The 23,159-nt window shown below is 39.1% G+C and carries 29 protein-coding genes and 2 tRNA genes; 13 read left to right on the forward strand and 18 right to left on the reverse strand.

Annotated features, from left to right (window positions below):
- Window positions 1-88: 88 nt before the first annotated feature.
- The 5 genes from SYN7502_RS15795 to SYN7502_RS15815 all read right to left on the reverse strand — a co-directional run bounded on the left by SYN7502_RS15795 (window position 89) and on the right by SYN7502_RS15815 (window position 4,081).
- Window positions 89-1,471: a 2Fe-2S iron-sulfur cluster-binding protein gene (locus tag SYN7502_RS15795; RefSeq protein ID WP_015169747.1), complete on the reverse strand. Its 1,383-nt coding sequence runs from the start codon at window positions 1,469-1,471 to the stop codon at window positions 89-91.
- A gap of 8 nt (window positions 1,472-1,479) precedes the next feature.
- Window positions 1,480-1,851, reverse strand: coding sequence for a cupin domain-containing protein (locus SYN7502_RS15800; RefSeq protein ID WP_015169748.1), 372 nt, complete (start codon window positions 1,849-1,851; stop codon window positions 1,480-1,482).
- Window positions 1,852-1,915: 64 nt separating this feature from the next.
- Entirely contained in the window at window positions 1,916-2,290 is a 375-nt protein-coding gene (locus SYN7502_RS15805; RefSeq protein WP_015169749.1) for a hypothetical protein, read from the reverse strand.
- Between the two features lie 156 nt (window positions 2,291-2,446).
- Entirely contained in the window at window positions 2,447-3,127 is a 681-nt protein-coding gene (locus SYN7502_RS15810; protein WP_015169750.1) for a response regulator transcription factor, read from the reverse strand.
- Window positions 3,128-3,217: 90 nt separating this feature from the next.
- Entirely contained in the window at window positions 3,218-4,081 is an 864-nt protein-coding gene (locus SYN7502_RS15815; RefSeq protein WP_015169751.1) for a sensor histidine kinase, read from the reverse strand.
- 132 nt (window positions 4,082-4,213) lie between these two features.
- Between SYN7502_RS15815 and SYN7502_RS15820 the strand changes: the two genes are divergently transcribed.
- Window positions 4,214-5,923: a GAF domain-containing sensor histidine kinase gene (locus SYN7502_RS15820; protein ID WP_015169752.1), complete on the forward strand. Its 1,710-nt coding sequence runs from the start codon at window positions 4,214-4,216 to the stop codon at window positions 5,921-5,923.
- Window positions 5,924-6,018: 95 nt separating this feature from the next.
- On the opposite strand, the gene SYN7502_RS20745 is transcribed toward SYN7502_RS15820, so the two are convergent.
- From SYN7502_RS20745 to SYN7502_RS20755, 3 genes are read right to left on the reverse strand one after another with little or no spacing between them, the layout of a single operon-like run.
- Window positions 6,019-6,585 (reverse strand): IS630 family transposase, encoded by a 567-nt coding sequence (locus tag SYN7502_RS20745; protein WP_015167904.1) that lies wholly within the window; start codon window positions 6,583-6,585, stop codon window positions 6,019-6,021.
- A gap of 2 nt (window positions 6,586-6,587) precedes the next feature.
- Window positions 6,588-6,803 carry a winged helix-turn-helix domain-containing protein gene (locus SYN7502_RS20750; protein ID WP_210391275.1) on the reverse strand — a complete coding sequence of 72 codons (216 nt, stop codon included), beginning with the start codon at window positions 6,801-6,803 and terminating at the stop codon, window positions 6,588-6,590.
- Window positions 6,800-7,081: a helix-turn-helix domain-containing protein gene (locus SYN7502_RS20755; protein WP_210391303.1), complete on the reverse strand. Its 282-nt coding sequence runs from the start codon at window positions 7,079-7,081 to the stop codon at window positions 6,800-6,802. Before SYN7502_RS20755 ends, SYN7502_RS20750 begins: the two co-directional genes overlap by 4 nt.
- 34 nt (window positions 7,082-7,115) lie before the next feature.
- On the opposite strand from SYN7502_RS20755, the gene SYN7502_RS15835 reads away from it, so the two are divergent.
- On the forward strand, window positions 7,116-7,427 hold the full coding sequence (locus SYN7502_RS15835; protein WP_015168135.1) for a transposase: 312 nt from the start codon (window positions 7,116-7,118) through the stop codon (window positions 7,425-7,427).
- The gene (locus SYN7502_RS15840) at window positions 7,381-7,965 is read left to right on the forward strand and encodes a transposase (protein ID WP_371257780.1); all 585 of its coding nucleotides are present in this window, start codon (window positions 7,381-7,383) and stop codon (window positions 7,963-7,965) included. Before SYN7502_RS15835 ends, SYN7502_RS15840 begins: the two co-directional genes overlap by 47 nt.
- A gap of 157 nt (window positions 7,966-8,122) precedes the next feature.
- On the opposite strand, the gene SYN7502_RS15845 is transcribed toward SYN7502_RS15840, so the two are convergent.
- Window positions 8,123-8,326 carry a helix-turn-helix domain-containing protein gene (locus SYN7502_RS15845; protein WP_015169753.1) on the reverse strand — a complete coding sequence of 68 codons (204 nt, stop codon included), beginning with the start codon at window positions 8,324-8,326 and terminating at the stop codon, window positions 8,123-8,125.
- A gap of 78 nt (window positions 8,327-8,404) precedes the next feature.
- On the opposite strand from SYN7502_RS15845, the gene SYN7502_RS15850 reads away from it, so the two are divergent.
- Entirely contained in the window at window positions 8,405-8,593 is a 189-nt protein-coding gene (locus tag SYN7502_RS15850; protein WP_015169754.1) for a DUF2188 domain-containing protein, read from the forward strand.
- Between the two features lie 87 nt (window positions 8,594-8,680).
- Here SYN7502_RS15850 and SYN7502_RS15855 read toward each other — a convergent pair whose 3' ends face one another.
- From SYN7502_RS15855 to SYN7502_RS15870, 4 genes are all read right to left on the reverse strand, one after another.
- Window positions 8,681-8,965 (reverse strand): hypothetical protein, encoded by a 285-nt coding sequence (locus SYN7502_RS15855; RefSeq protein ID WP_015169755.1) that lies wholly within the window; start codon window positions 8,963-8,965, stop codon window positions 8,681-8,683.
- Window positions 8,937-9,281, reverse strand: a complete 345-nt coding sequence (locus SYN7502_RS15860; RefSeq protein WP_015169756.1) for a type II toxin-antitoxin system RelE/ParE family toxin — start codon at window positions 9,279-9,281, stop codon at window positions 8,937-8,939. The genes SYN7502_RS15855 and SYN7502_RS15860 overlap by 29 nt, the downstream gene beginning before the upstream one ends.
- Window positions 9,282-9,287: 6 nt before the next feature.
- Window positions 9,288-9,719 carry a LexA family protein gene (locus SYN7502_RS15865; protein WP_015169757.1) on the reverse strand — a complete coding sequence of 144 codons (432 nt, stop codon included), beginning with the start codon at window positions 9,717-9,719 and terminating at the stop codon, window positions 9,288-9,290.
- A gap of 115 nt (window positions 9,720-9,834) precedes the next feature.
- Window positions 9,835-10,488: a site-specific integrase gene (locus tag SYN7502_RS15870; RefSeq protein WP_081581079.1), complete on the reverse strand. Its 654-nt coding sequence runs from the start codon at window positions 10,486-10,488 to the stop codon at window positions 9,835-9,837.
- A 38-nt stretch (window positions 10,489-10,526) separates the two neighbouring features.
- Here SYN7502_RS15870 and SYN7502_RS15875 point away from each other — a divergent pair, with 38 nt between their 5' ends.
- On the forward strand, window positions 10,527-10,910 hold the full coding sequence (locus SYN7502_RS15875; RefSeq protein ID WP_015169758.1) for a hypothetical protein: 384 nt from the start codon (window positions 10,527-10,529) through the stop codon (window positions 10,908-10,910).
- Window positions 10,911-10,915: 5 nt separating this feature from the next.
- On the opposite strand, the gene SYN7502_RS15880 is transcribed toward SYN7502_RS15875, so the two are convergent.
- A tRNA-Ala gene (locus SYN7502_RS15880) sits at window positions 10,916-10,988 on the reverse strand.
- Window positions 10,989-11,012: 24 nt separating this feature from the next.
- The gene (gene menE, locus SYN7502_RS15885; protein ID WP_015169759.1) at window positions 11,013-12,548 is read right to left on the reverse strand and encodes an o-succinylbenzoate--CoA ligase; all 1,536 of its coding nucleotides are present in this window, start codon (window positions 12,546-12,548) and stop codon (window positions 11,013-11,015) included.
- A 147-nt stretch (window positions 12,549-12,695) separates the two neighbouring features.
- Between menE and SYN7502_RS21490 the strand changes: the two genes are divergently transcribed.
- The 6 genes from SYN7502_RS21490 (at window position 12,696) to SYN7502_RS15910 (ending at window position 17,266) form a co-directional block, all read left to right on the forward strand.
- Window positions 12,696-13,016, forward strand: coding sequence for a choice-of-anchor R domain-containing protein (locus SYN7502_RS21490; RefSeq protein WP_371257835.1), 321 nt, complete (start codon window positions 12,696-12,698; stop codon window positions 13,014-13,016).
- A gap of 135 nt (window positions 13,017-13,151) precedes the next feature.
- Window positions 13,152-14,600, forward strand: coding sequence for an IctB family putative bicarbonate transporter (locus SYN7502_RS15890; protein ID WP_015169760.1), 1,449 nt, complete (start codon window positions 13,152-13,154; stop codon window positions 14,598-14,600).
- A gap of 20 nt (window positions 14,601-14,620) precedes the next feature.
- Window positions 14,621-14,691 (forward strand) — tRNA-Cys (locus tag SYN7502_RS15895).
- Between the two features lie 76 nt (window positions 14,692-14,767).
- Window positions 14,768-15,319 carry a photosystem I assembly protein Ycf4 gene (locus SYN7502_RS15900; RefSeq protein WP_015169761.1) on the forward strand — a complete coding sequence of 184 codons (552 nt, stop codon included), beginning with the start codon at window positions 14,768-14,770 and terminating at the stop codon, window positions 15,317-15,319.
- 3 nt (window positions 15,320-15,322) lie between these two features.
- Window positions 15,323-16,126 carry a peptidylprolyl isomerase gene (locus SYN7502_RS15905; RefSeq protein WP_015169762.1) on the forward strand — a complete coding sequence of 268 codons (804 nt, stop codon included), beginning with the start codon at window positions 15,323-15,325 and terminating at the stop codon, window positions 16,124-16,126.
- Between the two features lie 3 nt (window positions 16,127-16,129).
- Window positions 16,130-17,266: a beta-ketoacyl-ACP synthase gene (locus tag SYN7502_RS15910; RefSeq protein ID WP_015169763.1), complete on the forward strand. Its 1,137-nt coding sequence runs from the start codon at window positions 16,130-16,132 to the stop codon at window positions 17,264-17,266.
- 74 nt (window positions 17,267-17,340) lie between these two features.
- Here the strand turns inward: SYN7502_RS15910 and sufR are convergent, their stop codons facing one another.
- The 3 genes from sufR to SYN7502_RS15925 form a co-directional block, all read right to left on the reverse strand.
- A complete protein-coding gene (sufR, locus tag SYN7502_RS15915) occupies window positions 17,341-18,024 on the reverse strand; it encodes an iron-sulfur cluster biosynthesis transcriptional regulator SufR (protein ID WP_015169764.1) in 684 nt (227 codons plus the stop codon).
- A 104-nt stretch (window positions 18,025-18,128) separates the two neighbouring features.
- Window positions 18,129-19,025 (reverse strand): GIY-YIG nuclease family protein, encoded by an 897-nt coding sequence (locus SYN7502_RS15920; protein WP_015169765.1) that lies wholly within the window; start codon window positions 19,023-19,025, stop codon window positions 18,129-18,131.
- A gap of 98 nt (window positions 19,026-19,123) precedes the next feature.
- Window positions 19,124-21,340, reverse strand: a complete 2,217-nt coding sequence (locus SYN7502_RS15925) for a phosphoketolase family protein (protein ID WP_015169766.1) — start codon at window positions 21,338-21,340, stop codon at window positions 19,124-19,126.
- A 298-nt stretch (window positions 21,341-21,638) separates the two neighbouring features.
- On the opposite strand from SYN7502_RS15925, the gene SYN7502_RS15930 reads away from it, so the two are divergent.
- Window positions 21,639-22,463, forward strand: a complete 825-nt coding sequence (locus SYN7502_RS15930) for an ABC transporter permease (protein ID WP_015169767.1) — start codon at window positions 21,639-21,641, stop codon at window positions 22,461-22,463.
- 32 nt (window positions 22,464-22,495) lie between these two features.
- Window positions 22,496-23,077 carry a Uma2 family endonuclease gene (locus SYN7502_RS15935; RefSeq protein ID WP_015169768.1) on the forward strand — a complete coding sequence of 194 codons (582 nt, stop codon included), beginning with the start codon at window positions 22,496-22,498 and terminating at the stop codon, window positions 23,075-23,077.
- The last annotated feature ends 82 nt before the right edge of the window (window positions 23,078-23,159 follow it).

Genomic DNA, 23,159 nt, shown 5'->3' on the forward strand with positions numbered 1-23,159 from the left:
ATTTTAAAAAACTCTTTACTCGAAGCAATCAATATATATTCAGGACTACATGAAGCTAAATTCGGAGTAGAACAAAAACTATTAATCTTTAAATATCTAAAACCACCCTTGAAGTTTTAGGTGTAGAAACGCAAATCAGAACCGAACCCTCATCAATAAAAGCGGTAGGAGGTTCCTTGTAAATCACCTCTCCTTCAATAATTCCGCACATACAGGTACCACAAATTCCCGCACGGCAACTATAATCAGGATATATATCATTTGCCTCAGCCAACTCTAAAATCGAACCATCATCTGGATGCCAATTAAGAGTTTTACCTGATTTATTAAATACAACCTCCACAGGATCACTCCCTTTTCCCTTACCACTATTCATGTCTCGCAATGGTTGTTCTTGTTTCGGTAAAATCTTAGTGAAAGACTCAAATAAAACCTTACTATCTGGTACCCCCCATTCTCTTAATCCATCTCTGAGAGAATCCATAAACGACGGGGAACCACACAAATAATATTCTGCTTGGGTGGAACCATATAATTTCTCCATTATTTCTGGAGCCACCATCTCTTTAATCAAAGCCACGTCAACATATCCCTTATGGTGATATCGATCCAGATCATTTTCCTTAGGTTGACTATAGCAGTAAATAACATGCAGATTGGGATTAATGGCAGCGATCGCCCCAATTTCTTCACGAAAAGCATGTGAACTTCCATCTCTAGCTCCATGTAAGAACCAAATATGTCGGCTCGGGTTTAGTAAACTTATTGCCTTTACCATGCTAATCATGGGCGTAATCCCGACTCCATTACTAATTAAAATAGCGGGATTAGAACTATTAACATCAATTATGAATTTACCCGTAGGCGGTTTTGCCAAAATAATAGAACCTTCTTGGATGTGATCATGCATGAAATTAGAAGCTATCCCGGGTGGAACAATCATATCCGAAGGAGCAGGCTCTCGCTTAATTGATAGTCGATAATACTTAGGAGGTTGTGAATAATCAGATAAAGAATAGGTGCGAATTGCGGGTTTGGATTGATCAGGAATATCGAGCTTAATTGTTAAGAACTGCCCAGGAATAAAATTGGGAATACTTTCACCATCATTGGGAATGAGATAAAAAGATGTAATGCCATCACTTTCTTTGACTTTACGATTAACCTTAAATTCTCGCCAATCTTGCCATACAATGACTTCAGATTCAATCTTTGTTACTACAGATTCCTGTTCTGATGATTCCTTTGTTTGAGGTTGTGACAATTCACTTTTAACTATAAGCCCTGTTCCTGCTCCAATTCCAGCACTAGCCAAGGAAGCCCAGACGATATATTTTTGCCAATCTTCATTTTTGGGATTTACAAAAAATAAAATAGCGGTTAAGGGAATGGTCACCAAAGAACTTAAAAAAAATCCAGCAGCGATCGCTCTTAAGAATGGATTAGAAATTTGTTTAATATCTTCTAGCATTGGCTTGTTTAACCATCATTCCCATTCAAAAAGACCTTTTCATAACCTGCATCGGTAGGAGAAACAACTAAAATAAAAACTAATGGATATTTCCCATGATTAAATACTCCATGCACAGAGGCTATGGGAGCCACTATCACATCCCCTACCTCAATTATTTTGGTGGTACCAGTTTGATCTAAATAATATTTACCTGTACCACTTAAAATTGTCCATGTATCCTGTCCATAGGGATGAATGTGCGGCGAAATTTCCTGATTAGGTTTAATAAACCACGCTACAACTGTTGCATCTTTGGATTCTGTAACCACTGAACGAATGGGTTCGTCATCTGTGGGTTGAAAATAATCAGAACTCTTAAATATCCTAGTTGTAGTCATAGTTGATTTCGCTTTTAATATCCGTTAGGACATATTTTTTTGAAAATATTGCGATCCAATATAGCTATTTAACTTCACTAGGATCAAACTTGGCAATTTTGCCTTTTTTAATTGCTACTACAACATCAAAGGTTGTGCAAAGAGAAATAGTAGTATCGTCTTTTTTACTATAGAGATTCACTACCATGCCAGCACCTCCGGGTTGAATACCAATGGGAGTCAGGTCTTTAGCATAGAGTTTACGCAATAAAACCGCACTTTCAGGCTTACCCTTAAGTGGAGTAATTTGATCAATCTTTTCTTGAGCAGAAGGAGCAGCGGCAATTTTTATTTCGTTTGCAGATACCTGAAAAGAAGTGGGGTTAAATGATTGGAATGGAACAGCAGAAATTGTGACAATAGCGATCGCAGTGGTAGCAAATATGGAACTGAATTTCATAAAAAATCCTGATGTTGTTTTAATTGAGTTAAGCTGCCTTATCTCACCAAGCTTATAATGGGCGATCGCTATGAACCTGTAATGAAATCAAAATAACTATTGGCTAAACTTAGGGTTAAACCCAAGCAGGGTAAAATTCAGCAATTCTTCAGAAAATTATTTATGCAATCGCAGCACATATCCTACACCTCTAACGGTTTGAATTAATCGCGTAGAATTCTCCATTTCCAGTTTTTGCCTCAGAGTCCGCACAAATACTTCAATTATATTTGAGTCACCATTAAAGTCGTACCCCCATACCTTTTCCAAAATCTGATCGCGAGTCATAACTTGGTGGGGGTGGATCAGAAGGTATTGCAATAAATCAAATTCTCTTACGGTTAATTCTATTAATTTGCCTGAACGCATGACCTCTCGGGTACGCCGATTCAAACTTAAGTCTTCAAAATGCAAGACATCAATTTCTTCATGTTTTGTGCGACGAATGTGTGAACGAATTCTTGCTAATAGCTCCTCAATACTAAAGGGCTTAATCACATAATCATCCGCACCAGCGTCTAAGCCTACAACCCGATCCCTAATATCATCTCTAGCGGTCACAATCAAAATTGGCATTTTATGTCCTGTTGCTCTTAGTCTACGACATATCTCTACTCCAGATAATCCAGGTATCATCCAGTCTAAAATTATTAAATCTGGCAGAAACTGACGAGCTTGAGTTAATCCATCTAAACCGTTATGTGCCATGACTACTTCGTATCCTTCACAACTTAACTCCATTTCGATAAATTGAGCTAGTTTAATATCATCTTCAACTAATAGAATTTTGGTTGACATTTGCCTGATATTTTAATTGATATAAAGTTAGTTGTGTGTGAGATTTTCATTTAAATGATTAAGAAAAATATTTAAGATAATTTCCACCACTTAACTAGCTACTGCTTTGAGTTTTATTTTAAAGATGCTACCAAGACCAACTTGAGATTGAATGTTCAAATTTCCTTCCATGCCTTCAACTAATACCTTGGCAATCGCTAAACCCAATCCACTTCCTCCTGTAGCCCGACTGCGAGAAGGGTCAACTCGATAAAAAGGATTAAAAATATGGGGTTGATCTTGAACTGGAATGCCACATCCTTGATCACAGACATAAATATAAGCATTACTGTGGGTTTTTTCTAGGCTAATCGTCACGATCCGATCAGAGTATTTAATCGCATTATCAATTAACTGAATCAAAGCTTTTTTAAGTCTTTCAGCATCAGCTAATACAGTAATATTTAATTCCTTTGTTTCTACAACTATTCTTTTTTGATCTTCCTTTTTAAAAGTTGCAATCACTTCTAAAATTAAAGTGTTTATTGTTACTGAACCTAGTAAAGAAGAGATATATTCCTGATCTAATCTGGCTAAGTCCAAAGATTTTTGTAATAAATCAATAGTACGTTTCATTTCAGATGTTGCCATTTCAAGGGCATTTTTTTGCATATCAGTAAGGTTATGACTACGGCGGACTATGCTCTGCATATAACCATAACTTATAGTTAAAGGAGTACGCAACTCGTGGGAAAAGTTACTAATTAACTGTCTTTGTTGAGCTTGAATATCCGATAAACTAATCATTTGGTTCTCCATTGAAGTTATTGACAGTCGCCATTTTCTATGATTTCTAATATCTCTAAGTTTAAATCTTCTAATAGGAATATACGAAAATTGCTTAATGATCGCTAAAACTCCCATTACAGCTATACTCACCAATACAAATTCAGAAAGATGCCAAACTAATCGCATAATGTTTAAATTTTAAATATTAAAAAAATTGGAAGAATATATTAATAATCATTACGTCTATTCATCAATTCATTATGATTTACCTTTAAGTAATTAATTAGTAAAGACTGAACATTAGCTGAAGATATTTTTATGAATTACTTATACAATCTTTATTTTTCTATCATAGAGTTAATCAAATTTTGGCTAAAGTTTCTAAAAAAACAAGTTAAATCCACACGGCAGCCCCAAAAACAATTAATAAAAGGAAAGCGAACTTTAGAAGTTTTATCTTCCCTCAGTTATCGTACGGGTGAACTATCAGACTATCTCCAGTTAATTGCCAATAGTGTTAGTGAATTGCTATCTGTGGACTGGGTGGCGGTAACTTTATGTCGTGATGGATTTGAGAGGGTTTTAGCCAGCTCAATCGGTGGCAATGATCCAGATCAGTTACTTAATCTCCACGGTACCCTCACTGGCAGTGTAATTAATGCTGGATGCTGTTTGTTTGTTGAAGATACAAGAACTAACTCAAAATATGGTCAGCCCCCTGACGGTTACCTTGCTTACATTGGTTCACCTCTAAAAATTCCTACGGGAGAAATTATTGGGACAGTCTGCGCCTTTTATCATCATCCCCGCAAATTTAGTGTAGAAGATATGAAGTTGGTGGAAATTTTTGCCGAACGTGCCGCAACTGCGATCGACAACTACAACCTCTATCAGGCACAACAGGAAATGAATAAGGCACTGCAATTAAAAATTAGGGACTGCCAAGAGGTGGAGCTATCCCTCCGTAACAGTGAAGAGCAACTGCGACAAATAGCGGAAAACCTAAAACCGGTAGTATGGATGTATTCTCGAAATCACGAGCCGATATATATAAGTCCCATGTTTGAGAAGGTTTGGGGCATACCCACCGAGCAGTGGTATCACGATGGAGCAATATGCCTAAAAGCTGTCCACCCAGAGGATCGAGACTTTGTGTCTCTGGCTTTTACTAATGTATTCACTGCTGACACTACCTATGATCTTGAATATCGAATCATTCGCCCAGATGGGGAAATCAGGATTATCCACGATCAAGCATTTCCGATAGTTGATGAAACAGGCTCAATTTATCGTGTTGCTGGTATTGCTGAGGATATTACCGAAAGACAACAAGAACAACAGCGTACCATTAAAGCAATGGAAAGATTGTCAGAAATCGGTGAACTGGCGACGAGAATTGTCCATGAAGTGCGTAATCCTTTAACCACGGTTTTAATGGGATTAAATTACTTTGAACGGATGGAACTGTCAGAAAATGCTCAAAAAAGATTAACTTTGGCTTTAGATGAGGCAGAACGGTTGAAGCGACTTTTGAATGAAATTTTGACCTATGCCAGACATGAGGTTATTCAGCCTGAACCCCTTGATCTAAATCAGTTAACTCTAAATCTAGTTAATAATACTTCTAACTCTCAATTGGCGATCGGCAAATACATATCTTTTATGCCTTTGTCTCAGCCTTTGGTTATTGTTGCAGATATGAATAAGTTAAAACAGGTAATCATCAATTTATTGCAAAATGCCTGTGAAGCAGTAACAGAAAATGGCAAAATCTTGGTAAAAATTATGGCTCTAACTGACTCCTATCAGGTTTGTTTGCAAATTGAAAATAACGGCGCACCCATACCATCGGAAGTTTTACCAAAATTAACAAAACCCTTTTTTACAACTAAACCTTCTGGCACTGGACTAGGACTAGCGATCGTTAAAAAGATTGTTGAAGCTCATGACGGCAAATTAGAAATTGAGTCCTCGGCGATCAATGGTACTGTGGTTAGAGTGATTCTTCCATTAAATCTAAAGGAATAGATCATCAATTCAAGGGTGAAATTCAACGTGTCCGGCCCAAGATTGCCATAATCTGCAAATTCCTAACTTCTCAGCTTCGGAACTAATACCAAACTTTAAATACGAGCTACAGATAAAGCCTCTAAAATATAATCCCACCCAACAATCGAAGCAATTACCTCCTGAGTCATAACTTCTAACCTTTCCCGCATTAATGCACGCAACTGGTCAAGATCTTTTGGCAGTTTCCACCTCAACCCTAATTTGAAATGCTGCCACACTCTTTCAATGGGATTAGTCTCAGGTGCATGGGCAGGCTGAAATAGCAAAATAATATTTTTAGGAATCTTTAACCGTTTTGCTCTGTGTGCTCCTGCTTGATCCACTTGCATAACGATGATGTCACCTTGAAAATATGCGCTTACTAAGTTCAGAAATACTTGGAAGCATTCACTATTAAGGTGAGTAAATTCATAGAAAAAGCTTTCCCCTGTTGATGGTTCTACAATTCGATAGAGGTAAGTTGCCTTAAACTGCCACTGAACTTTACCTTTGGGTTTGACTCCTCTTGCTGTGATCTTCCTTCCACTAATTGTCTTTAACCCAATTCGTGTTTCATCTTGACAAAAGAATCTCACTTTGCCATTTAGTCCGATTATATTAATGCCGAACCAAGCAATCATGCTTATAATACTGGCAAGGTTTTTTTATATGCTTCTACTTGCTCTTCTGACTTTCCTGCACTGACTGGACGTGTCACTTTCGGTCTGGCTTTCAGCCGATATCGGACTAGATGATGCACAGTTTTATAGTTTGATTTGATTCCTAATTGGTTCTCTAACCATTGGCAGATCTGCCCATAACTTTCAAAGCCTTCTGCTTCTTCCAGCTTTTTTATCAATGCTTTCTGCGCCCATTGTGGAATACTCTGTTTTCGCCCTGTTCTAGGTTTAGTCCTACTATTCCCCCTTTGCGATAATTCCCTAACCAATCTTGCAATGTAACTCGATGCCGTCCCAGTATTGTCGATGCTGTCTGGATTGTGCTTGCTTGTTTTGTTTTTAACAGATACAGCATCTGAATTCTTTCTTTATCTGATGCGGTCTTTTGCACTCTCAGCATATGTTTTAGCTCTTCTTCACTTTCGCTGATCTCTAATTTGTATAGAGCCTGTTTCATATCTATTATGAGCAAGATGTATGATACTTAGAAAATGCTAAATCCATACTCAAGTAGCCTAACAGATAAAGAATGGGAAATTATAGAACCATTGCTCCCAAAGAAAAAGCAAACTAGACCGCCAACATGGACAAAAAGACAAATTTTAGACGGCATACTCTACCAACTCAAAAACGGTTGTAATTGGCGAGATATGCCCCGAGACTTACCACCATTCTCTACAGTGTATCGATACTACAAGGAGTGGAAAGATACAGGTACATTTACTGCGATTATGGAAGCTTTGCATTCAACAGCCCGTGAACAGTCAAAAAAAATCAAAATGGACAACTTTAATCATCATTGACTCACAAGCAGTGAAAAATACTTGTAATGCAAGTATAGAATCCAAGGGCTTCTGCTCCTACAAAGCAACTAACGGGATCAAAAGACATTTAGCCGTTGACATACTGGGATTTCCTTTTTTCACCTATTTAACAAGAGCAAATGTATCAGATGACCAAGGACTGATTGAGATGTTAACGTTTAACATTGATTACTTCAAATCGAAGCCAGATGACATTACCCTAACTACGATATTGCTGGATAGTGGTTATCATATCGAAAAATTGACGACTGATTTACAGAAGGTTTATCCTGAGATTATGACTAAGATTAGGTTTGAAATTTCTCCTAAGGTATCAAAGCAACAGAAGGCAGAAAAAGGTCTGTCTGGGTTTGTAGTTGTGCCGACAAGGTGGGTAATTGAAAGGTCAAATGCTTGGGTTGAAAGATGCAAAATCTTAGTTAAGAACTTTGAGAGAACTCTCGTTAATGCTACAGCTAAACTCAATCTTTGCTTTATTCGTTTGATGCTAAAAAGAATTGCTACTCATGAGATATGAAACAGGCTCTATACTCCTGCCATTTTTTTCTTTGAACTCGGTTTATATATTTATACCATCTGTAGCCTATACTCTTCGATTTGGTATAACTATGGATTACCTCAGAATCATCTCTGGATTATCTATGGATTACCAGATCAATTGCTGTGTATTCTGCCTAAGCATCTGCCATAGCATGATCCTTATTTGCTAGATATTCCATTGCTCGTAATGCAAGTGGCGAGGGTTGTACTTTGCCATTTTCCCAACGATTCACTGCGGATACGGTAACTCCCAATTGCACTGCAAACTGTTCTTGGGTCATTCCCAAGCGATAGCGAAGTTCTTTAATAAGTTTTGCTGATTGATGTGAAGTAACCATGTCCCCATACACCTAGTGTATTATGCTAAGATTTATTAAATATACTATTAAATGTAAGTGTTAAATAGGAGATCAATTATGGAAAGGAATCATATCCACGTTATCCCACAGGGTGATAAGTGGGCATTGAAAGAAGAGAATAATTTAGAGCCGATTAGTTTGCATGGTTCTCAAGATGAAGCGATCGCAGCAGGAAAACCTATTGCTCAATTACACAAGACAGAATTGGTAATTCATCGCCCTAATGAACAAATTCGTGAGGCTTAGTCCTATGGTAACGATCCAGTTGCCTCTGTGGGGTAAGTTTAATTAGATTTCTTGAGAGCGATTACCTACGGTATGCGTCCGCCGCAACTATTTAACAGTGACACTCAGCTTTAAGCCTAGCTTATCCAAATATGTAGTCAAGTCATAAATAGCCTGACTGCGCTCTCCCTTAAAAGCTCTCGGTAAACCTAAATCCTTTGACTCTCCCAATGCGGTAACAACATCCTCAAGAGCAGAACATAATAATTCAGGCTCAGGGGCTTCTTCTTCTAAAATTGCCGTGATATATCCTGCTGCTTCTTCGGGGTCTTTGAGGGAAGCAATTAAATATTCTTGATAACTTTTACTTGTCTGTACTTTTACGCTTTGCATAGTCTCTCCAGTAAGCCTTTGCCGTCTTGATATCCCGATCTTGAGAACTCTTATCTCCACCACACAATAACAGTATAACCTTTGTTCCTATTTGCCCGAAATAGATGCGGTAGCCAGCACCATAGTCAATTCTTAGTTCAAATACTCCTTCGTCAATAAATTTACAGTCTCCTATATTTCCTAGGGCAACTCTTGCTAAACGAGCTTTGATTTTTAGTCTCGCTCTTGCATCTCGAAGCTGATTGAGCCAATTCTCAAAGGGTAATTCACCATTTTGATCTTGGTATATTTCTATATCTCTGGGCTGTGGCTCCATACAAATCTAAAACTTGCGTAGGCGATGAATGACATTTGTAACTACGCCACATACTTTAAAGTCAGAGTCTTTTTGCACACGCAAAGGTTCATAATCATCATTCTCAGCAAGTAGTATTATTTCGCCGTTCCTATGAAATAGTCGTTTTACAGTGTATTCATTATCAATTGAGGCAATAACCACATCGCCATTCATGGCTTCCATGTCACAATCCACAGATAACCAATCACCTGAATCTATACCAACATCTTCCATTGAATTACCCCTAACCCGCATGAAATAGGTATCGTTAGGATGGTTAATCAATTGGTCAATATCAAACTCATCATCAAGATAGTCTTCAGTGGAAGAAGGAATACCAGCCGAGATTGGGCAACTAAATAAGCGGAATTTAGCTTTTTCTGAGCTATTTGGAGCTAAAATTGCGTCAATCTTCATATGAGTCTTTAGCCATAAAAAAACTTCACATTTATTATCCAACGATTAAGCCCATATTCATCAAATTATTTCTAATTGCTTAATTTATCGGCAATTTTGCCCATAAACCAATTCATTAAACTGGGTGTAATTCTGGTAATCGAGGGCGGCTGTTTACGCTACCAGCATAATTATCATAAAGTGTGCCAACATCATGACCTGTCATTTGCGCCACCATTACAGGGTTCATTCCCATATCAAGGGCATGGGATATGAGTGTGTGGCGGGTATTGTAGGGCTTACGGTAGTCTATTCCTAATTTAGTCAAAATACTCTTCCATGCACGGTTACGGAAATTATTATCATCAATCGGCTTTCCATTAGGTGTTTTAAATACAAAGTCATCAGCCACAAAATTCTCTGGTCTTCGTTCTAGTATCATTTTTTGAAGCCTTGGCGTTAGGGCGATCACTCGATCTCGGTTAGTTTTGGTGGCTTTCCTAGTTCCCCTTACAAAGCTTTCACCGATCCATGCTATTGAGCAATCATCAGATAAATGCTTCCAGCGTAATCCAATCACCTCGCCTGTACGACAACCTGTTCCAAATAAAAATTCTACATAATCAGCATAGGGTTTGTAGTAGCGATCGCCTCTAAAAGCAGTGATGATCATCGTAATTTCCTCTCTAGTAAAAGGCTTAGGCTTTTGTTGCGGTGGAACTTTAACTTTCCCTGCAACTTCTTCCCAAACATTTTTTTCATTGTTCCATTGCCAGCTTTTAGAAGATATAGTCTAGGATGGTTATCGAGCAATATGGAAATTAAGTTATGAGTGCCACGATTGAATACGTTATTTGTATAAATCTTCCGACTAAAGATAGAGGTTTACAACCATTTTGTATAGCCAACTATGAGTTTGATCCTGAATTAACTAAAGACGAAAGATTCATTGTTAGTTTTGAGTTATTAGAATTTCAAACCATTGACCACCCCTCAAGAGTCGAGAAAAAAGAAATAAAGAGGCAATTTACTTTTGAGTCCAAAGTTGAAAGAATTACCAAATATCTTATGAAAGACAAAGTTATGATAATAATTCATATCTCTCCTATTGAAAATAATGAGTCATTAAATCAACTAACTCTCTCGTATGAGCCAAATCAATACCATAAAATGGCTAAAGTCCCTGAATGGCTGGACAAATTGAAATTTTGAACTTATGGAGAATAGGAGACTCGAACCCCTGACCTCTGCGGTGCGATCGCAGCACTCTACCAACTGAGCTAATTCCCCTAGGCTATTTAGGATAGCAGAATCTTAACTGATCTGAATAGCGATCGCCTCACGCACGAGTTTACGAGATACCTTACCATTAGCAGTAGTAGTCATTGCATTAACTATATAAAGTTTTTGTGGCAGTTTATATCTTGCTAAGCCAGCATCTTCACAAAATTTTCTCACTTCTCCTAAGTTAATTTCTAAGTTGGTTTCACTTTTTATGAGTTGCAAAACAGCTACCACTATCTCTCCCCATTCTTTATCTGCAATCCCAACGACGCAGGCAGTTTGAATCTGGGGATGTTTAGCTAAAATAGCCTCTATTTCCGTCGGATAGATATTCTCACCTCCACTGATAATTAAATCGCTGCGACGGTTTAGGACATACAGAAAGCCGTCAGCGTCCAAATATCCAACATCACCGGTATTCAGCCAATTTATACCTAAATCGGGATGGTGGAGATATCCTTTCATCACATTTTCCCCCCTAACCATAATCTGTCCGATCGCACCTATTCCCATTTCTGTTTGATCACCCGTTGGATCATCTAAACATACAATTCGTACTTGATTGCAACCTAAAGCTTTACCCGAAGAACCGTTTTTTAGCAGTATATCTTTTGTTAAAAGCGTTGTCACTTGAGAACTAGCCTCCGTCAAACCATAGGTAGGCATAATCGGTAATTGATATTTCAGACATTTATCTAAGAGATCAGGACTAGCAGCAGCTCCTCCCAACAAAATCCCCTGTAATTTTTGCCAAGCCAATAGATTTGCCTGAAATTCTGGACTATATAAAATCCTCACTAACATTGTTGGGACTAAGGATATAAATGTAATGGCTTGATTAGCGATCGCCTCACAGACTTCTGCAATATCAAATCGAGGTAAAAGTACCATAGGTATGCCCCAGATCACGCTGCGCCAGATAATCGATAACCCACCAATATGATACAAAGGTAAGCAATTTAACCAGCGATCGCTTTTAGGATTAATGCCAAGATGTTGAGCCGAGGCGATCGCGCTAGCATAATGATTTTTATAGGTCAATTGCACTCCCTTGGGTAGCCCCGTAGTCCCCGAAGTATAGATTACAGCTTGAACTGAGACAAAATCAATCTTATTCTCTGGCAACTCCCGATCTGGCTCCAAATTTAGTTTCAAATTTTCTGCCAAATTTTGGGCAGCTACAAACCCTAGAGCTTCGAGATTTAATAGGCATAAATTTTTAATTTGCAGTTGATTTACTGTATCTAATTTAGTAACGCTAAAAACTAAAAACTCTGCCCCTGAATCCCGCACTTGCCACTGTAATTCTGTGACAGATAGTCGAGTATGCAAGGGGATAAATACACAATTTAGCCTCGTGAGAGCATGAATCAAAATCACTAAATCCGCACAAGTATCCGTTAAAACTGCAACATAACTTTTGGGGATAACACCTAGATTAATTAAATTTTGAGCAACCTTAGCTGATGCTACTTCTAGCTGTGGAAATGTCCATACTTGGTCAGCACATATCAAAGCTGGAACCGTTCGCTCCTCTGCTCTTTGCGTCAGCCAGTTTTTTGTCATTACATTAGCATCCGAAAAATATCAAATAAATTTGTCTATAAAAATGGCATTGCATATATTTATAATGATCAAGAAAAAATTATAGGACTTACGCAAAGATAAAAAGGTGAGAATATTAATAATTCAATCTTAAATCCAAGTAATGCTATTACTGACTTTGACTTTACGCCGACTTCAACATTTACCTTTTTGGCAGATACCTGCTATTGGTTGGTAGTCGGTGCATTTTCAGGTTTTTATATATGGCATGTCAATGATCCAAGTATCGTACCCACAGGAATTAGGGGTATTGGCTTTAATAGTTATGTAGATAGTACAGATAATGGCTCAAGCTATTCTTCCATAACCTTTTTAAATTCTTTTCAAATTAATGTAACTGAGGTTCCGCATTCACCAAATCAAGTTCCCTTTGAGTTTAATCCAGCTTTGGGTTTTGGCTGGTGCGCAAGAAATTGCAGAAAATCGTAAAGAAATAAAGCTGCTGCTATTTTCTCAAGGGTTTCAAAAGGCTATCTCTTGGTAGTATTTAGGTTAATCAGCAAAAAATATTTGATACTATTCAGGCTAAAGTCCAATTTTTATTCCTCAAGGAAACCTTTTATAGTGATATTAAACCTGTCAATTCCCCTCTGGTTAAAAGCCTACTGGCAACATAGCCAAATTTTTGCATTTTTAGATCGACTGGCACAATGGCAACAGCATAGCTCTTGGGTGGGGATCGGTCTGTTAGGCTCACTTCTGGTTGGTTTACTAGGACTATTACCCTATCTATCTAACAATCAATCGGGCTTGATGACGATCTCCATTGCTATTATCTGGGTATTGATATGGTTAGGGGATACTCTCACTGGTCAAGCCCTAAAGTCCCCACTCCATTTACCTCTGATTTGCTACTGGGGAATTGCAACATTGGCAACTCTGCTTTCTCCTGTGCGGCGGGATGCTCTGGAAGGTTGGATCAAACTGAGCTTGTATCTATTGATGTTTGCCTCGATGAGTCGAGTATTAAGCACAAGTACATCTAATTTTTTAAATGGGCGATTAAACTGGCGATCGCTTTTAGTTGGTAGCTACTTGGTCACATCTTTACTGGTGGGAGTCTATGGATTACGGCAATGGTTTTTTGGAGCAGAAGAGTTAGCAACCTGGACTGATCCAACTTCAGATTTAGCAGGAACCACGAGAGTTTATAGCTTTTTAGGTAATCCCAATCTCTTAGCAGGTTATCTTTTACCCGCCATTCCCCTGGGGGCTATCGCTATGATTGTGTGGCGGAGTTGGAGTGCTAAGTGTGTAGGGGCATTGGTAGCAATTTTTAGCCTGTTGTGCGTGCGTGAAACCTACAGCCGTGGTGGATTATATGGCTTGTATGCGGAAATTTTAGCTTTAGTAATTCTCTTAATCTATTGGTGGAGTGGTAGTCAAAGGCTGCCAAAATGGGCAATTCCCGGTTTTATTGTCGGTACTGTGGGAGTCTTAGTTGCCAATATTCTGCTGGTACCATCCCAGCGTACTCGGTTTTTTAGCAGTTTTTTGGGTCGAGCCGACAGTAGTGCCAATTTTCGCTTGAATGTATGGGCATCGGTATTGGAGATGATCAAAGCCCGTCCGATTTTGGGTATAGGTAATGGTAATCGTGCCTTTAATAAAATTTATCCTTTCTTCCAGCGTCCGGGTTACAGTGCCTTGGGTACCTATTCTGTCCCCCTAGAAATTACAGTGGAGACTGGGATTGTTGGTTTAGTTTTATACCTGTGGTTTGTGGTTACGGCAGTAAGGCATGGTTGGCAGCAGCTAAATTATGCGCGTCAGCAACAACAAGCGGAAGGATTATGGATTATTGGGGCTTTTAGCGTAATTGCAGGCATGATCAGTCATGGTCTAGTCGATACGGTGTGGTTTCGTCCTCAAGTACAGATTTTATGGTGGTTAGCGATCGCTCTGATTGCCAGTTTTAATACCTTGACCTTTAATTCATCGGATAATTTATCGAATACTCCATCAGATTTAGAAATTGATTTAACTGATAACCAAGCTAATGAGCCTGATTAGTGTATAATCTTATAACTTAAGGCGGTGTCGCCAAGTGGTAAGGCACGGCTCTGCAAAAGCTGCACCCCCAGTTCAAATCTGGGCACCGCCTCTTAACTCTCCTATTAACTTCAGACTTTAAGACCCCTCGAAAGTAATATACTATTAATCCTTTCGGTGAAATTACCATGACCACATCTTCCCCAGTTTTGACCTATCCTGTACTAGGAGCCAGACGACCCAGTAATTATATCTATGCAGTGATTGTTGCAATCGGGGCTGTGGGATTTTCTTTGGCGGGTTTATCGAGCTATTTTCATATTAATCTTCTGCCCACAGAGACTCCCCTGAATTTAAATTTTATTCCCCAAGGTTTAGCTTTAAGCTTTTATGGAGTGGCGGGTACGCTTTTAGATATTTATTTATGGACGGCGATCGTCCTAGATATTGGCGGCGGATTCAACGAGTTTAATTTGGACACTGGCAAGCTCAGAATCTTTCGCCTCGGATTCCCTGGTAAAAATCGCACTTTAGATTTTAGCTATGCTCTAGCTGATGTGCAGGCAGTAAAAGTGGAAATTCGAGATGGGTTAAATCCTAAACGTTCTTTATATTTGCGTCTAAAAGGTAGAGGTGATATTCCCCTTACGGAAGTTGGTCAGCCCATATCCTTGAGTGCTCTTGAAGATAGAGCAGCAGAATTAGCGAAGTTTTTGTCAGTGCCTTTAGAAGGAATTTAAGCCATGATTGGAAATATTATAAACAGAGTATTAAAAATAGTTTTAGCTTTGAGCTTAGTAATCGTAGTTGGCTGTGCTGAACAAAGTGTATCATTCACTTCGGAACAAGTATCTGCTTCTAAAGTTACGGAGTCAGCTAAGCCAACTGATAATTCATCTAGCAATTCAATCAATAATCCAGCTAATAGCCAGCCCAAAGTTAGCCAATCTGTTAATTCTCCCTTTCCCAATTTGCCAAGGTTGAATGGATCGGCAACCGTAGAAATGAAGTTAAAGTACGGCACCGTTACGATTGAAGTTGATGGCATTGATGCGCCAATTACGGCAGGTAATTTTGTCGATTTAGTGAAGCGAGGAGTTTACAATAACCTCACCTTTCATCGAGTAATTCGTGAACCATCGCCTTTTGTGGCTCAAGGTGGTGATCCTTTAGGTAACGGCACGGGCAGTTTTATTGATCCAGCTACATCACAGCCCCGTTTAATTCCCTTGGAAATCACTAAGGCATACACGCCTAAGGAAGGTTTTATCCCCAAACCTGAGTATAGTAATCCCCTTAAACCTGATGATCGGGTTCAGCTTCGTCATACCAGAGGTGCAGTGGCGATGGCAAGGTCACAATCCCCAGACTCTGCCTCTTCTCAGTTTTATATTGCCCTAGCAGATATTAATTTTCTCGATGGTTCCTATGCTGTATTTGGCTATGTTACTAGCGGTATGGATGTCGTAGATAAAATTAAACTGGGCGATCGCATTGAATCTATGACTGTGACTAAGGGTATTGAAAATCTCAAAACCGTGCGTTAAATCTTGCAAGTTGTAGTTACAGGTATTGGTTTAGTTACGAGTATTGGGGGCGATCGCCAATCGACATGGAAGGCATTACTAGCCGGTGATTCGGGGATTAGATATGGGAACTCAAATTTACCCCTTGCTATAGTGCCGTGGGACAATTCAGACTATTTTTACAACCTGCCCAAAGTTGAAGGATTCTTAAAAAAAGCAGTTACTGAGGCGATTGCTGATGCTAATCTCAAGTTTCCCTTATCTGAATGTGGTTTGGTTATAGGTTCTAGCCGTGGTTATCAGGCTCAGTTAGAACAATGGCATAGTTTAAATATTGCTAAAAATCATACTAAAAATAATAAGGCACCTTGGTTAAATTTACTATCTCTGTCGGGAGCGATCGCCGCTTATATTCAAACCCAAAATCTTGTTTTATCGCCAATGGCAGCCTGTGCTACTGGGAACTGGACTATATTTCAAGCCTACGAATTAATTAAACAGGGAAAATGTGAAGTAGCGATCGCTGGGGCATCGGATTCTGCATTAACGCCTTTAACCATAGCGGGTTTTCAAAAATTGGGGGCAATGGCAAAAATAGGGTTGTATCCCTTTAGTGTTGAAAGGGAAGGCATGGTATTAGGAGAAGGTGCGGCGGTTTTAGTTTTAGAATCTTTAACATCTGCCCAAGCCCGTCATGTCAAAATCTATGGACAAATTCTCGGTTGTGGCATTTCTAATGATGGTTATCATCTCACTAATTTTGATCCAGCCCATCCCCAAGGGGAGATCGCCATTAATGCTTGTTTAGAGCGATCGGGTTTATTAGCTAAGGATATTGACTATATAAGCACTCACGGCACAGGCACGATCATAAATGATGGGATGGAAGCCAAATTAATCCAAAAATTATTTCCCCACCGTCCCTATATCAGCGCAACTAAAGGAGCAACGGGACATGCATTGGGCGCAACAGGAATCATGGAAGCCGCTTTTTGCTTATTAGCTTTACAAAATCAAATTCTGTCAAGTTGTATTGGTATGAGATCGCCCGCGTTTGATTTGAATTTTGTTAGATCAGCTAACACTAGTTCAATTAAAACTGCCCTCAACTTGAGCTTTGGGTTTGGGGGACAGAATGCGGTAGTAGCTTTTAAGAAGTGATAGCAAAACTTATTTGTGCTAGAAAAAGTTTGATCAATTGAATTGACAAGGCAATGGGCAGAAAGGAACTAGTTCTATTTAACATTTTGGGTTGCGAGTTTTTTCCCTGTTTTAGTTTTAATTAAATAGCCACAACGATGTTGACCATCTGCTAACCAATGGGTACGTACCACATCACAATCGGGGAGAGCTTCACCAAACATCTCTAATTCATGGCTACAGACACTAGGGAAAGATTCGGCTACCTCGGAAATAGCACAGTTATATTCAGTAAATATATAACCATCACCTTCTTTGTGCCACTCGGCAACATAGCCCTCAGCTCGTCGAATTTTTGCCAGATTAGCGATGCGTTCTTCCAAAGTACCATTGCCCATATTTTCATAAAGGTTAACCGCTTTGCGCTGCCATTGTTTGTGTAAAACTTGAGTTACCTGCTCCACGCCTAGGGTTTCAATCAAATTATCTAGTAGAGTAACGGCAAACTTATCATGACTCTCAGATTGCTCATTGTAGCTATGTCTTAGCCACTTTCTGCCTTCTATACTAAGTTGATAAATATGCTGAGGACGACCTATAATGATCGGCTCTACTTGGTGCTGAATTAAGTTCTCAGACTCCAAGTCCTTAAGGTGGCGACGCACCGCTTGGGGGCTGATCGTAAAACATTCAGCTAATTCTTGAGCAGTGGCTTGCCCCTGTTTAAGCAGGTAATATAAGATATCTTCTTTGGTTGAATTCTGCTCTGTAGTTTTCATAAGAGCTTAATCTCTAGAACTAGCTTTAATAATTTTAAGTGATAACCAGTGATTTGGGACTTAAGAATCCTATGCACTTACTTTAGCTAATCATTAGGGGTTTGCTAAATTTGTTTACTCGCTTTGGTTATTTCTTGCTTCTCAATATCTCGCAAGACCTTTCCAGAAGAATCTTTCCATTCTAAGAGTCCATTAGCACTTCTACCCATTATTACCATTGCTGCGGCTGAGGGACTACTGAATAAATAGTCAGACTTAAAGATAAGTTTATCTTCTACTTTGATAATTATTTCATTCTCGATAAGCTCATCCCTTAGTTTGTTGAGTTTTTTCTTCTGATAAGAATCAACCGTTTCAGTTGCAATTTCAGAATTATGAAAAACAACAAATCCATCTGATGTTCTCTTACCCTTTGCATTTGCACCCCTCGCGGCTTTAATGTAAAGCTCCTCATCAATGTTGTTATTAACTAAATTCTGCTTTATAAAAGGTTCAAAAACTTTAAAGCCTAAGGTATTAATAAGGATTTTAATATATTCAATAAACTCTTCCATTTCCGCTTGATCAGATTCTGAAATAGAACTTTTCGTTGGAATGTTAGTATTTTGCACATCATACCTAGAAGCAGAATTAGCAATTTCAAATAACCGAGACTCCAAGTATTTTATATGGGCTTTATTAAGATTTTCATCTTTGCTGATGAATACGACCGCTTCATTCCAAAATTCTTTTTCTGAAATATGGTCAACAAGTCTAGAGTATGCATTTTCAGCTTCGCCAATATAAACTTTGGGCTTATCAGTTGATGTTTCAGATTTCCCAAATAGTAAGTAAACACTGGTACTTTTGAGATCATCTCTATAAGAACAATCTTTTACTTTACCTCTAGGGATTTTGTAGGCTTTTCCTGTCCAATTTGATAATTCACAAACTATCCTTCCATCTGGGTCTGAATCCATCAAGAATAATTTTATTGTTTTTCCATATTTAGTTTTGTACATTAAGACCTAATCAACAAAGGTTAATATGCCAAAAAGTAAAGAATCAGCACAGTCTTTTTCAAAAATTTAATCTGCGCTGACTTCCTAGCTAACTAAAGCTAACTCAATAAGATTTGAGCTTTTGCCACTAAACTTTCTGCTGTCAGATTATTAAAAGCCATCAATTCAGGGGCTGTAGCTGTAGTTTCGCCACGCTGCCATGCAAAGGTATCTCGCTTAGAATTACTGCGTAGCATAATTGGTTCTAGTAAACCACTGGCACCACCGACTACACCAATGAGCACATCACCACCAAACAGAGCATCAAATTTGGCATCATCCAAAAACTCACCATCAGGTTCAGAACAGGTTTGCCATGCCACATCCGTTGAACGATAGAGACGGCGGGGATTAACCACTGATACAACTCTTACCCCTACTCCTGAAGTAGATAATGCTTCTGCTGCCTTAAAGACTGGAATTAAAGTCATATCGCCAATTACAGCAAATACAACTAACTGATCTCCAGCCATTTCTAATAAGGTTACAGCCCCATCGATTAAAGCTTGACGGGCTTGGGCGATCGTCGTGCGAATAGGAAGAGGAGACTTACTAGCGGTGATGGTAATGCCTTTATTTTTAGTAGTCAGCGCATATTCATAGGCAACTTGAATACTGTTGGCATCGGTGGGGAAAATGGGGAAAATATTTCCGTTTCGCATCATTGCGGCAAAATAAGCTTCAATTTCAGGACGTTGATGTGTCCAGCCGTTGCGACCTTGCTCTAAAGCTCCTGCGGTAAATAAACAAATTGTCGAAGGTGTGGGGCGGCGTAATTCTGCCATTGCTTGGGTGACAGTTTGCCAAATCGGTAGTCCATTAATGGCAAAGGATTCATAGGAACACCACAGGGTACGACTACCCATAAGAGCTAAACCAGCAGCTAGTCCTGCACAGGCATCCTCGCTTAGGGGTTCATACACCTGTCCGTTGGGAGATTGGGAATATAGGGGATCTTCGGTGGGGTGAATGATCTTGAGTGCTTTATTGATATTGGCAATGCCAGAAGCTTCGTTTCCATCGGCATTAGTAACAATGAAAGACTTATCAATTTCGCCAACTTTTGCCACTAGGTTTCCCATAGCTGTCGTTGCAACTTTTGGTTCGCCTGCGATCACAAATTCTTCAATGGGTAAGATCCCTAAATCCACTAAGGGTAAAATTGATTCTGTGACTGCAACTTGAGATGCTGAACCACCGCCTGCTCTAGCAAAGTTAGTACGCACTAATTCCCATGCGGCTGGAGCGATCGCCCGTCTTTTTAGACCATTTACAATATCTGAATTATCTAGGGTATGGTGAGCATATAGGTTATGGGATTTAGCTCCGAGGGCATGAACTCCTGCTCCCTTTAATTGCTTGATAATAAATGCAGTAAGTTTGCCACCATGTAAGGCAGATTCGGCAGCTTTATTAACTCCTAATAATACGGCTTGGGTAAAGACGAGGCGGTGCTCGAAGGAAAAAGCGGTGCTATCAACGTATGCCCCCACCTGATTTTGATCATCGAAATCCTTGGCATCGACTAATATTACTTCTTCAAAACCATTGCCATACCAGTAATCCAGCATTTGTTGATTGGATTTAAGGGAAACCATACTGTGATGTTCTTGGCTAAAGCCATTCCAAACCAAAACAGGTAAAAAGTTGGTCGCCTTGGGATAGGCAGTGTGAAAGTGAGCGATCGCACTCATGGGATAGGGTTCGCCCATACCACCATCGCCCATTGTAAACGGGAACAATTGATCAGGATGCAATAATGCTGCCGCCATCGCAAAGTGCTGTCCTTGTCCCAAAGGACCTGCGGGAGCTAAAATCCCCGGAATATAACCAGATAGATGTCCTAGAAGTCCATGCTTTTCCCGAAAGCGATCGCGCAGATTAGCGACGGTGAAAATATCCATAGCTTCAAGGGATTTATCCAAAAACATGGCGCTATAAAAGCCCGGAGCATGGTGTCCCACTTCAGTTAAGACATTTTTATGTCCCAGCATAAATAAAGCCGCATAAGCTTCGACCGAACTAGCAAACCCACCTGGATGTCCCGATGCCTTAGAAGCACAAATTTGTAGGGTTAAATAACGCAGGGCATCAGCAGCTAATAGGGTTTGAAATGTAGCGCCGGGGTCGTTAATATCGGCGATCGCCTTATGACCATCAGCAATTACAGGGGTTTTTCCCAAAGTCGCAAACTGGGGTAATTCTGCGCCAAAATACTGAATTCCTTGGCAAAAATTGGGGATAGTTCCTGTGAAATCTTGAGCAGCAATAGTCATAGGATTGATTCTATAGATTGGATAAGCTAGGCGTTATAACGGTCTGGTGCCATAACCTAATCCTACCGCTTAATCTCACCATTAGATATTTTGGTTAAATTTCTAGCCCATTACTTACTTCTTTCCCACTGTAAAATAGGCTTAATTAAATGGGGGCAAGGGGTAACCCCCCTTCGTGAGTGCAAACATCCCCGATAGTATAATCTTTGGCTTTTTGGAATCTCCCTAGCGATCGCCACGCAAAATCCTAGGGTAACCTAAGAATAACTGCTACAGTCTGTATTAATTTCTAGAAATAATGAGTGCCAAGATAACGATTATTAGTCCCAAGGGTAAATCTCTAATCCATAGTATTAAAGAATTTTGGGAATATAGTGATTTGCTCTATATGCTGACCCTACGTCATATTAGTGTTCGGTACAAACAAACAGTAATTGGTGTAGCTTGGGTATTAATTCAACCTTTAGTATCCATGACTATTTTTACAATTATTTTTGGTAATTTAGTCAAAATCCCTTCCGAAGGTGTTCCCTATCCAATTTTCAGCTATTCAGCCTTAGTATTATGGGGATTATTTGCGGAAAGCATTAGCCGATCTGGAGCCAGTCTCATCAGTGAAGCCCAGTTAATTACTAAGGTCTATTTCCCCAGGTTAATAATTCCTTTGGCAGCAGTTGGATCTGCTTGGATCGATTTTGTCATTTCTTTATTTTTACTTATACCCTTGACTTTTATTTATGGTTTACGCCCAACTTGGCAATTACTGTTAATTCCCTTGGTCATGGCTATTACTATGATCCTGTCGGCAGGAATAGGGATGATGTTGGCAGCTTTGAATGCTCGTTATCGAGATTTTCAGTATGTTATTCCTTTTTTAATCCAAGTTTGGCTCTATGCTTCACCAGTGGTATATTCAGTACAAATTGTCCCTAAACATCTATTATTTTGGTATTATCTAAACCCTATGTCTGGACTTTTAGACACATTCCGCTTTGCAGTTACGGGACAGACTGCCTTTAGTGCAATTGGTTTAAGTTGGTCAATATTGTGCGCGATCGCTACCTTTAGTCTGGGTACATGGATATTTCGGTCAGTGGAAAGCAATTTTGCAGATTATATTTAGAGATAGAAGTTATTAAATTTAGGTCTTTTCCTATGACATCCCTATATCCAATTATGCAAGATGCCCAAATCTCTCTACCATGCGTAAGCTGGGATCAATTTGAATTGGTCGAGTCCAGTTTCTCTGGAATTGCAGGGGTAAAGTTCATATATTTTGATGGCGTTTTAGAAATTATGTCTCCCAGTTCGGATCATGAAGACTATAAAAGTACCATAGGATTACTCTTAGAAGCCTATATGCAAAATGTTGGTATTCGATTTTATAAAAGAGGAAGCGCAACCCTAGGGAATAAGGCGATTGGAGGACGGAAAGAACCTGATGAATCTTATAACTTTGGCATAAAAAAAATAATTCCAGATTTAGTAATTGAATTGATTATCACCAGTGGGAGTATAGATTTATTACAACTTTATCAACGCATGGCAGTTCCTGAAGTATGGCTGTGGCAAAATCAAATATTAAGGGTTTACCATTTGAAGCAGAACAAATATATAGAGATAACCCGCAGTAACTTTTTGCCAGACTTGGATTTAGATGTTCTGACAAAATATATTAATTATCATGATCAATATGATGCAGTTAAAGAGTTTGTTAATGAACTAAGAGCTAGTTAAAAGACTATTATATTTAGCTATGACGCAACCAGTAATTCAAGTTAAAGATTTAAGTAAGTCTTACCAAATTCGTTCAACTGCT

The sequence above is a fragment of the Synechococcus sp. PCC 7502 genome, from assembly GCF_000317085.1.
Classification (GTDB): Bacteria; Cyanobacteriota; Cyanobacteriia; order Pseudanabaenales; family Pseudanabaenaceae; genus PCC-7502.

Coding starts and splice junctions, on each gene's coding strand:
- SYN7502_RS15795 (WP_015169747.1), bottom strand. CDS start 1,471: ATGCTAGAAGATATTAAACAAATTTCTAATCCATTCTTAAGAGCGATC.
- SYN7502_RS15800 (WP_015169748.1), bottom strand. CDS start 1,851: ATGACTACAACTAGGATATTTAAGAGTTCTGATTATTTTCAACCCACA.
- SYN7502_RS15805 (WP_015169749.1), bottom strand. CDS start 2,290: ATGAAATTCAGTTCCATATTTGCTACCACTGCGATCGCTATTGTCACA.
- SYN7502_RS15810 (WP_015169750.1), bottom strand. CDS start 3,127: ATGTCAACCAAAATTCTATTAGTTGAAGATGATATTAAACTAGCTCAA.
- SYN7502_RS15815 (WP_015169751.1), bottom strand. CDS start 4,081: ATGCGATTAGTTTGGCATCTTTCTGAATTTGTATTGGTGAGTATAGCT.
- SYN7502_RS15820 (WP_015169752.1), top strand. CDS start 4,214: ATGAATTACTTATACAATCTTTATTTTTCTATCATAGAGTTAATCAAA.
- SYN7502_RS20745 (WP_015167904.1), bottom strand. CDS start 6,585: ATGATTGCTTGGTTCGGCATTAATATAATCGGACTAAATGGCAAAGTG.
- SYN7502_RS20755 (WP_210391303.1), bottom strand. CDS start 7,081: ATGAAACAGGCTCTATACAAATTAGAGATCAGCGAAAGTGAAGAAGAG.
- SYN7502_RS15835 (WP_015168135.1), top strand. CDS start 7,116: ATGCTAAATCCATACTCAAGTAGCCTAACAGATAAAGAATGGGAAATT.
- SYN7502_RS15845 (WP_015169753.1), bottom strand. CDS start 8,326: ATGGTTACTTCACATCAATCAGCAAAACTTATTAAAGAACTTCGCTAT.
- SYN7502_RS15850 (WP_015169754.1), top strand. CDS start 8,405: ATGGAAAGGAATCATATCCACGTTATCCCACAGGGTGATAAGTGGGCA.
- SYN7502_RS15855 (WP_015169755.1), bottom strand. CDS start 8,965: ATGCAAAGCGTAAAAGTACAGACAAGTAAAAGTTATCAAGAATATTTA.
- SYN7502_RS15860 (WP_015169756.1), bottom strand. CDS start 9,281: ATGGAGCCACAGCCCAGAGATATAGAAATATACCAAGATCAAAATGGT.
- SYN7502_RS15865 (WP_015169757.1), bottom strand. CDS start 9,719: ATGAAGATTGACGCAATTTTAGCTCCAAATAGCTCAGAAAAAGCTAAA.
- SYN7502_RS15875 (WP_015169758.1), top strand. CDS start 10,527: ATGAGTGCCACGATTGAATACGTTATTTGTATAAATCTTCCGACTAAA.
- menE (WP_015169759.1), bottom strand. CDS start 12,548: ATGACAAAAAACTGGCTGACGCAAAGAGCAGAGGAGCGAACGGTTCCA.
- SYN7502_RS15900 (WP_015169761.1), top strand. CDS start 14,768: ATGACCACATCTTCCCCAGTTTTGACCTATCCTGTACTAGGAGCCAGA.
- SYN7502_RS15905 (WP_015169762.1), top strand. CDS start 15,323: ATGATTGGAAATATTATAAACAGAGTATTAAAAATAGTTTTAGCTTTG.
- sufR (WP_015169764.1), bottom strand. CDS start 18,024: ATGAAAACTACAGAGCAGAATTCAACCAAAGAAGATATCTTATATTAC.
- SYN7502_RS15920 (WP_015169765.1), bottom strand. CDS start 19,025: ATGTACAAAACTAAATATGGAAAAACAATAAAATTATTCTTGATGGAT.
- SYN7502_RS15925 (WP_015169766.1), bottom strand. CDS start 21,340: ATGACTATTGCTGCTCAAGATTTCACAGGAACTATCCCCAATTTTTGC.
- SYN7502_RS15930 (WP_015169767.1), top strand. CDS start 21,639: ATGAGTGCCAAGATAACGATTATTAGTCCCAAGGGTAAATCTCTAATC.
- SYN7502_RS15935 (WP_015169768.1), top strand. CDS start 22,496: ATGACATCCCTATATCCAATTATGCAAGATGCCCAAATCTCTCTACCA.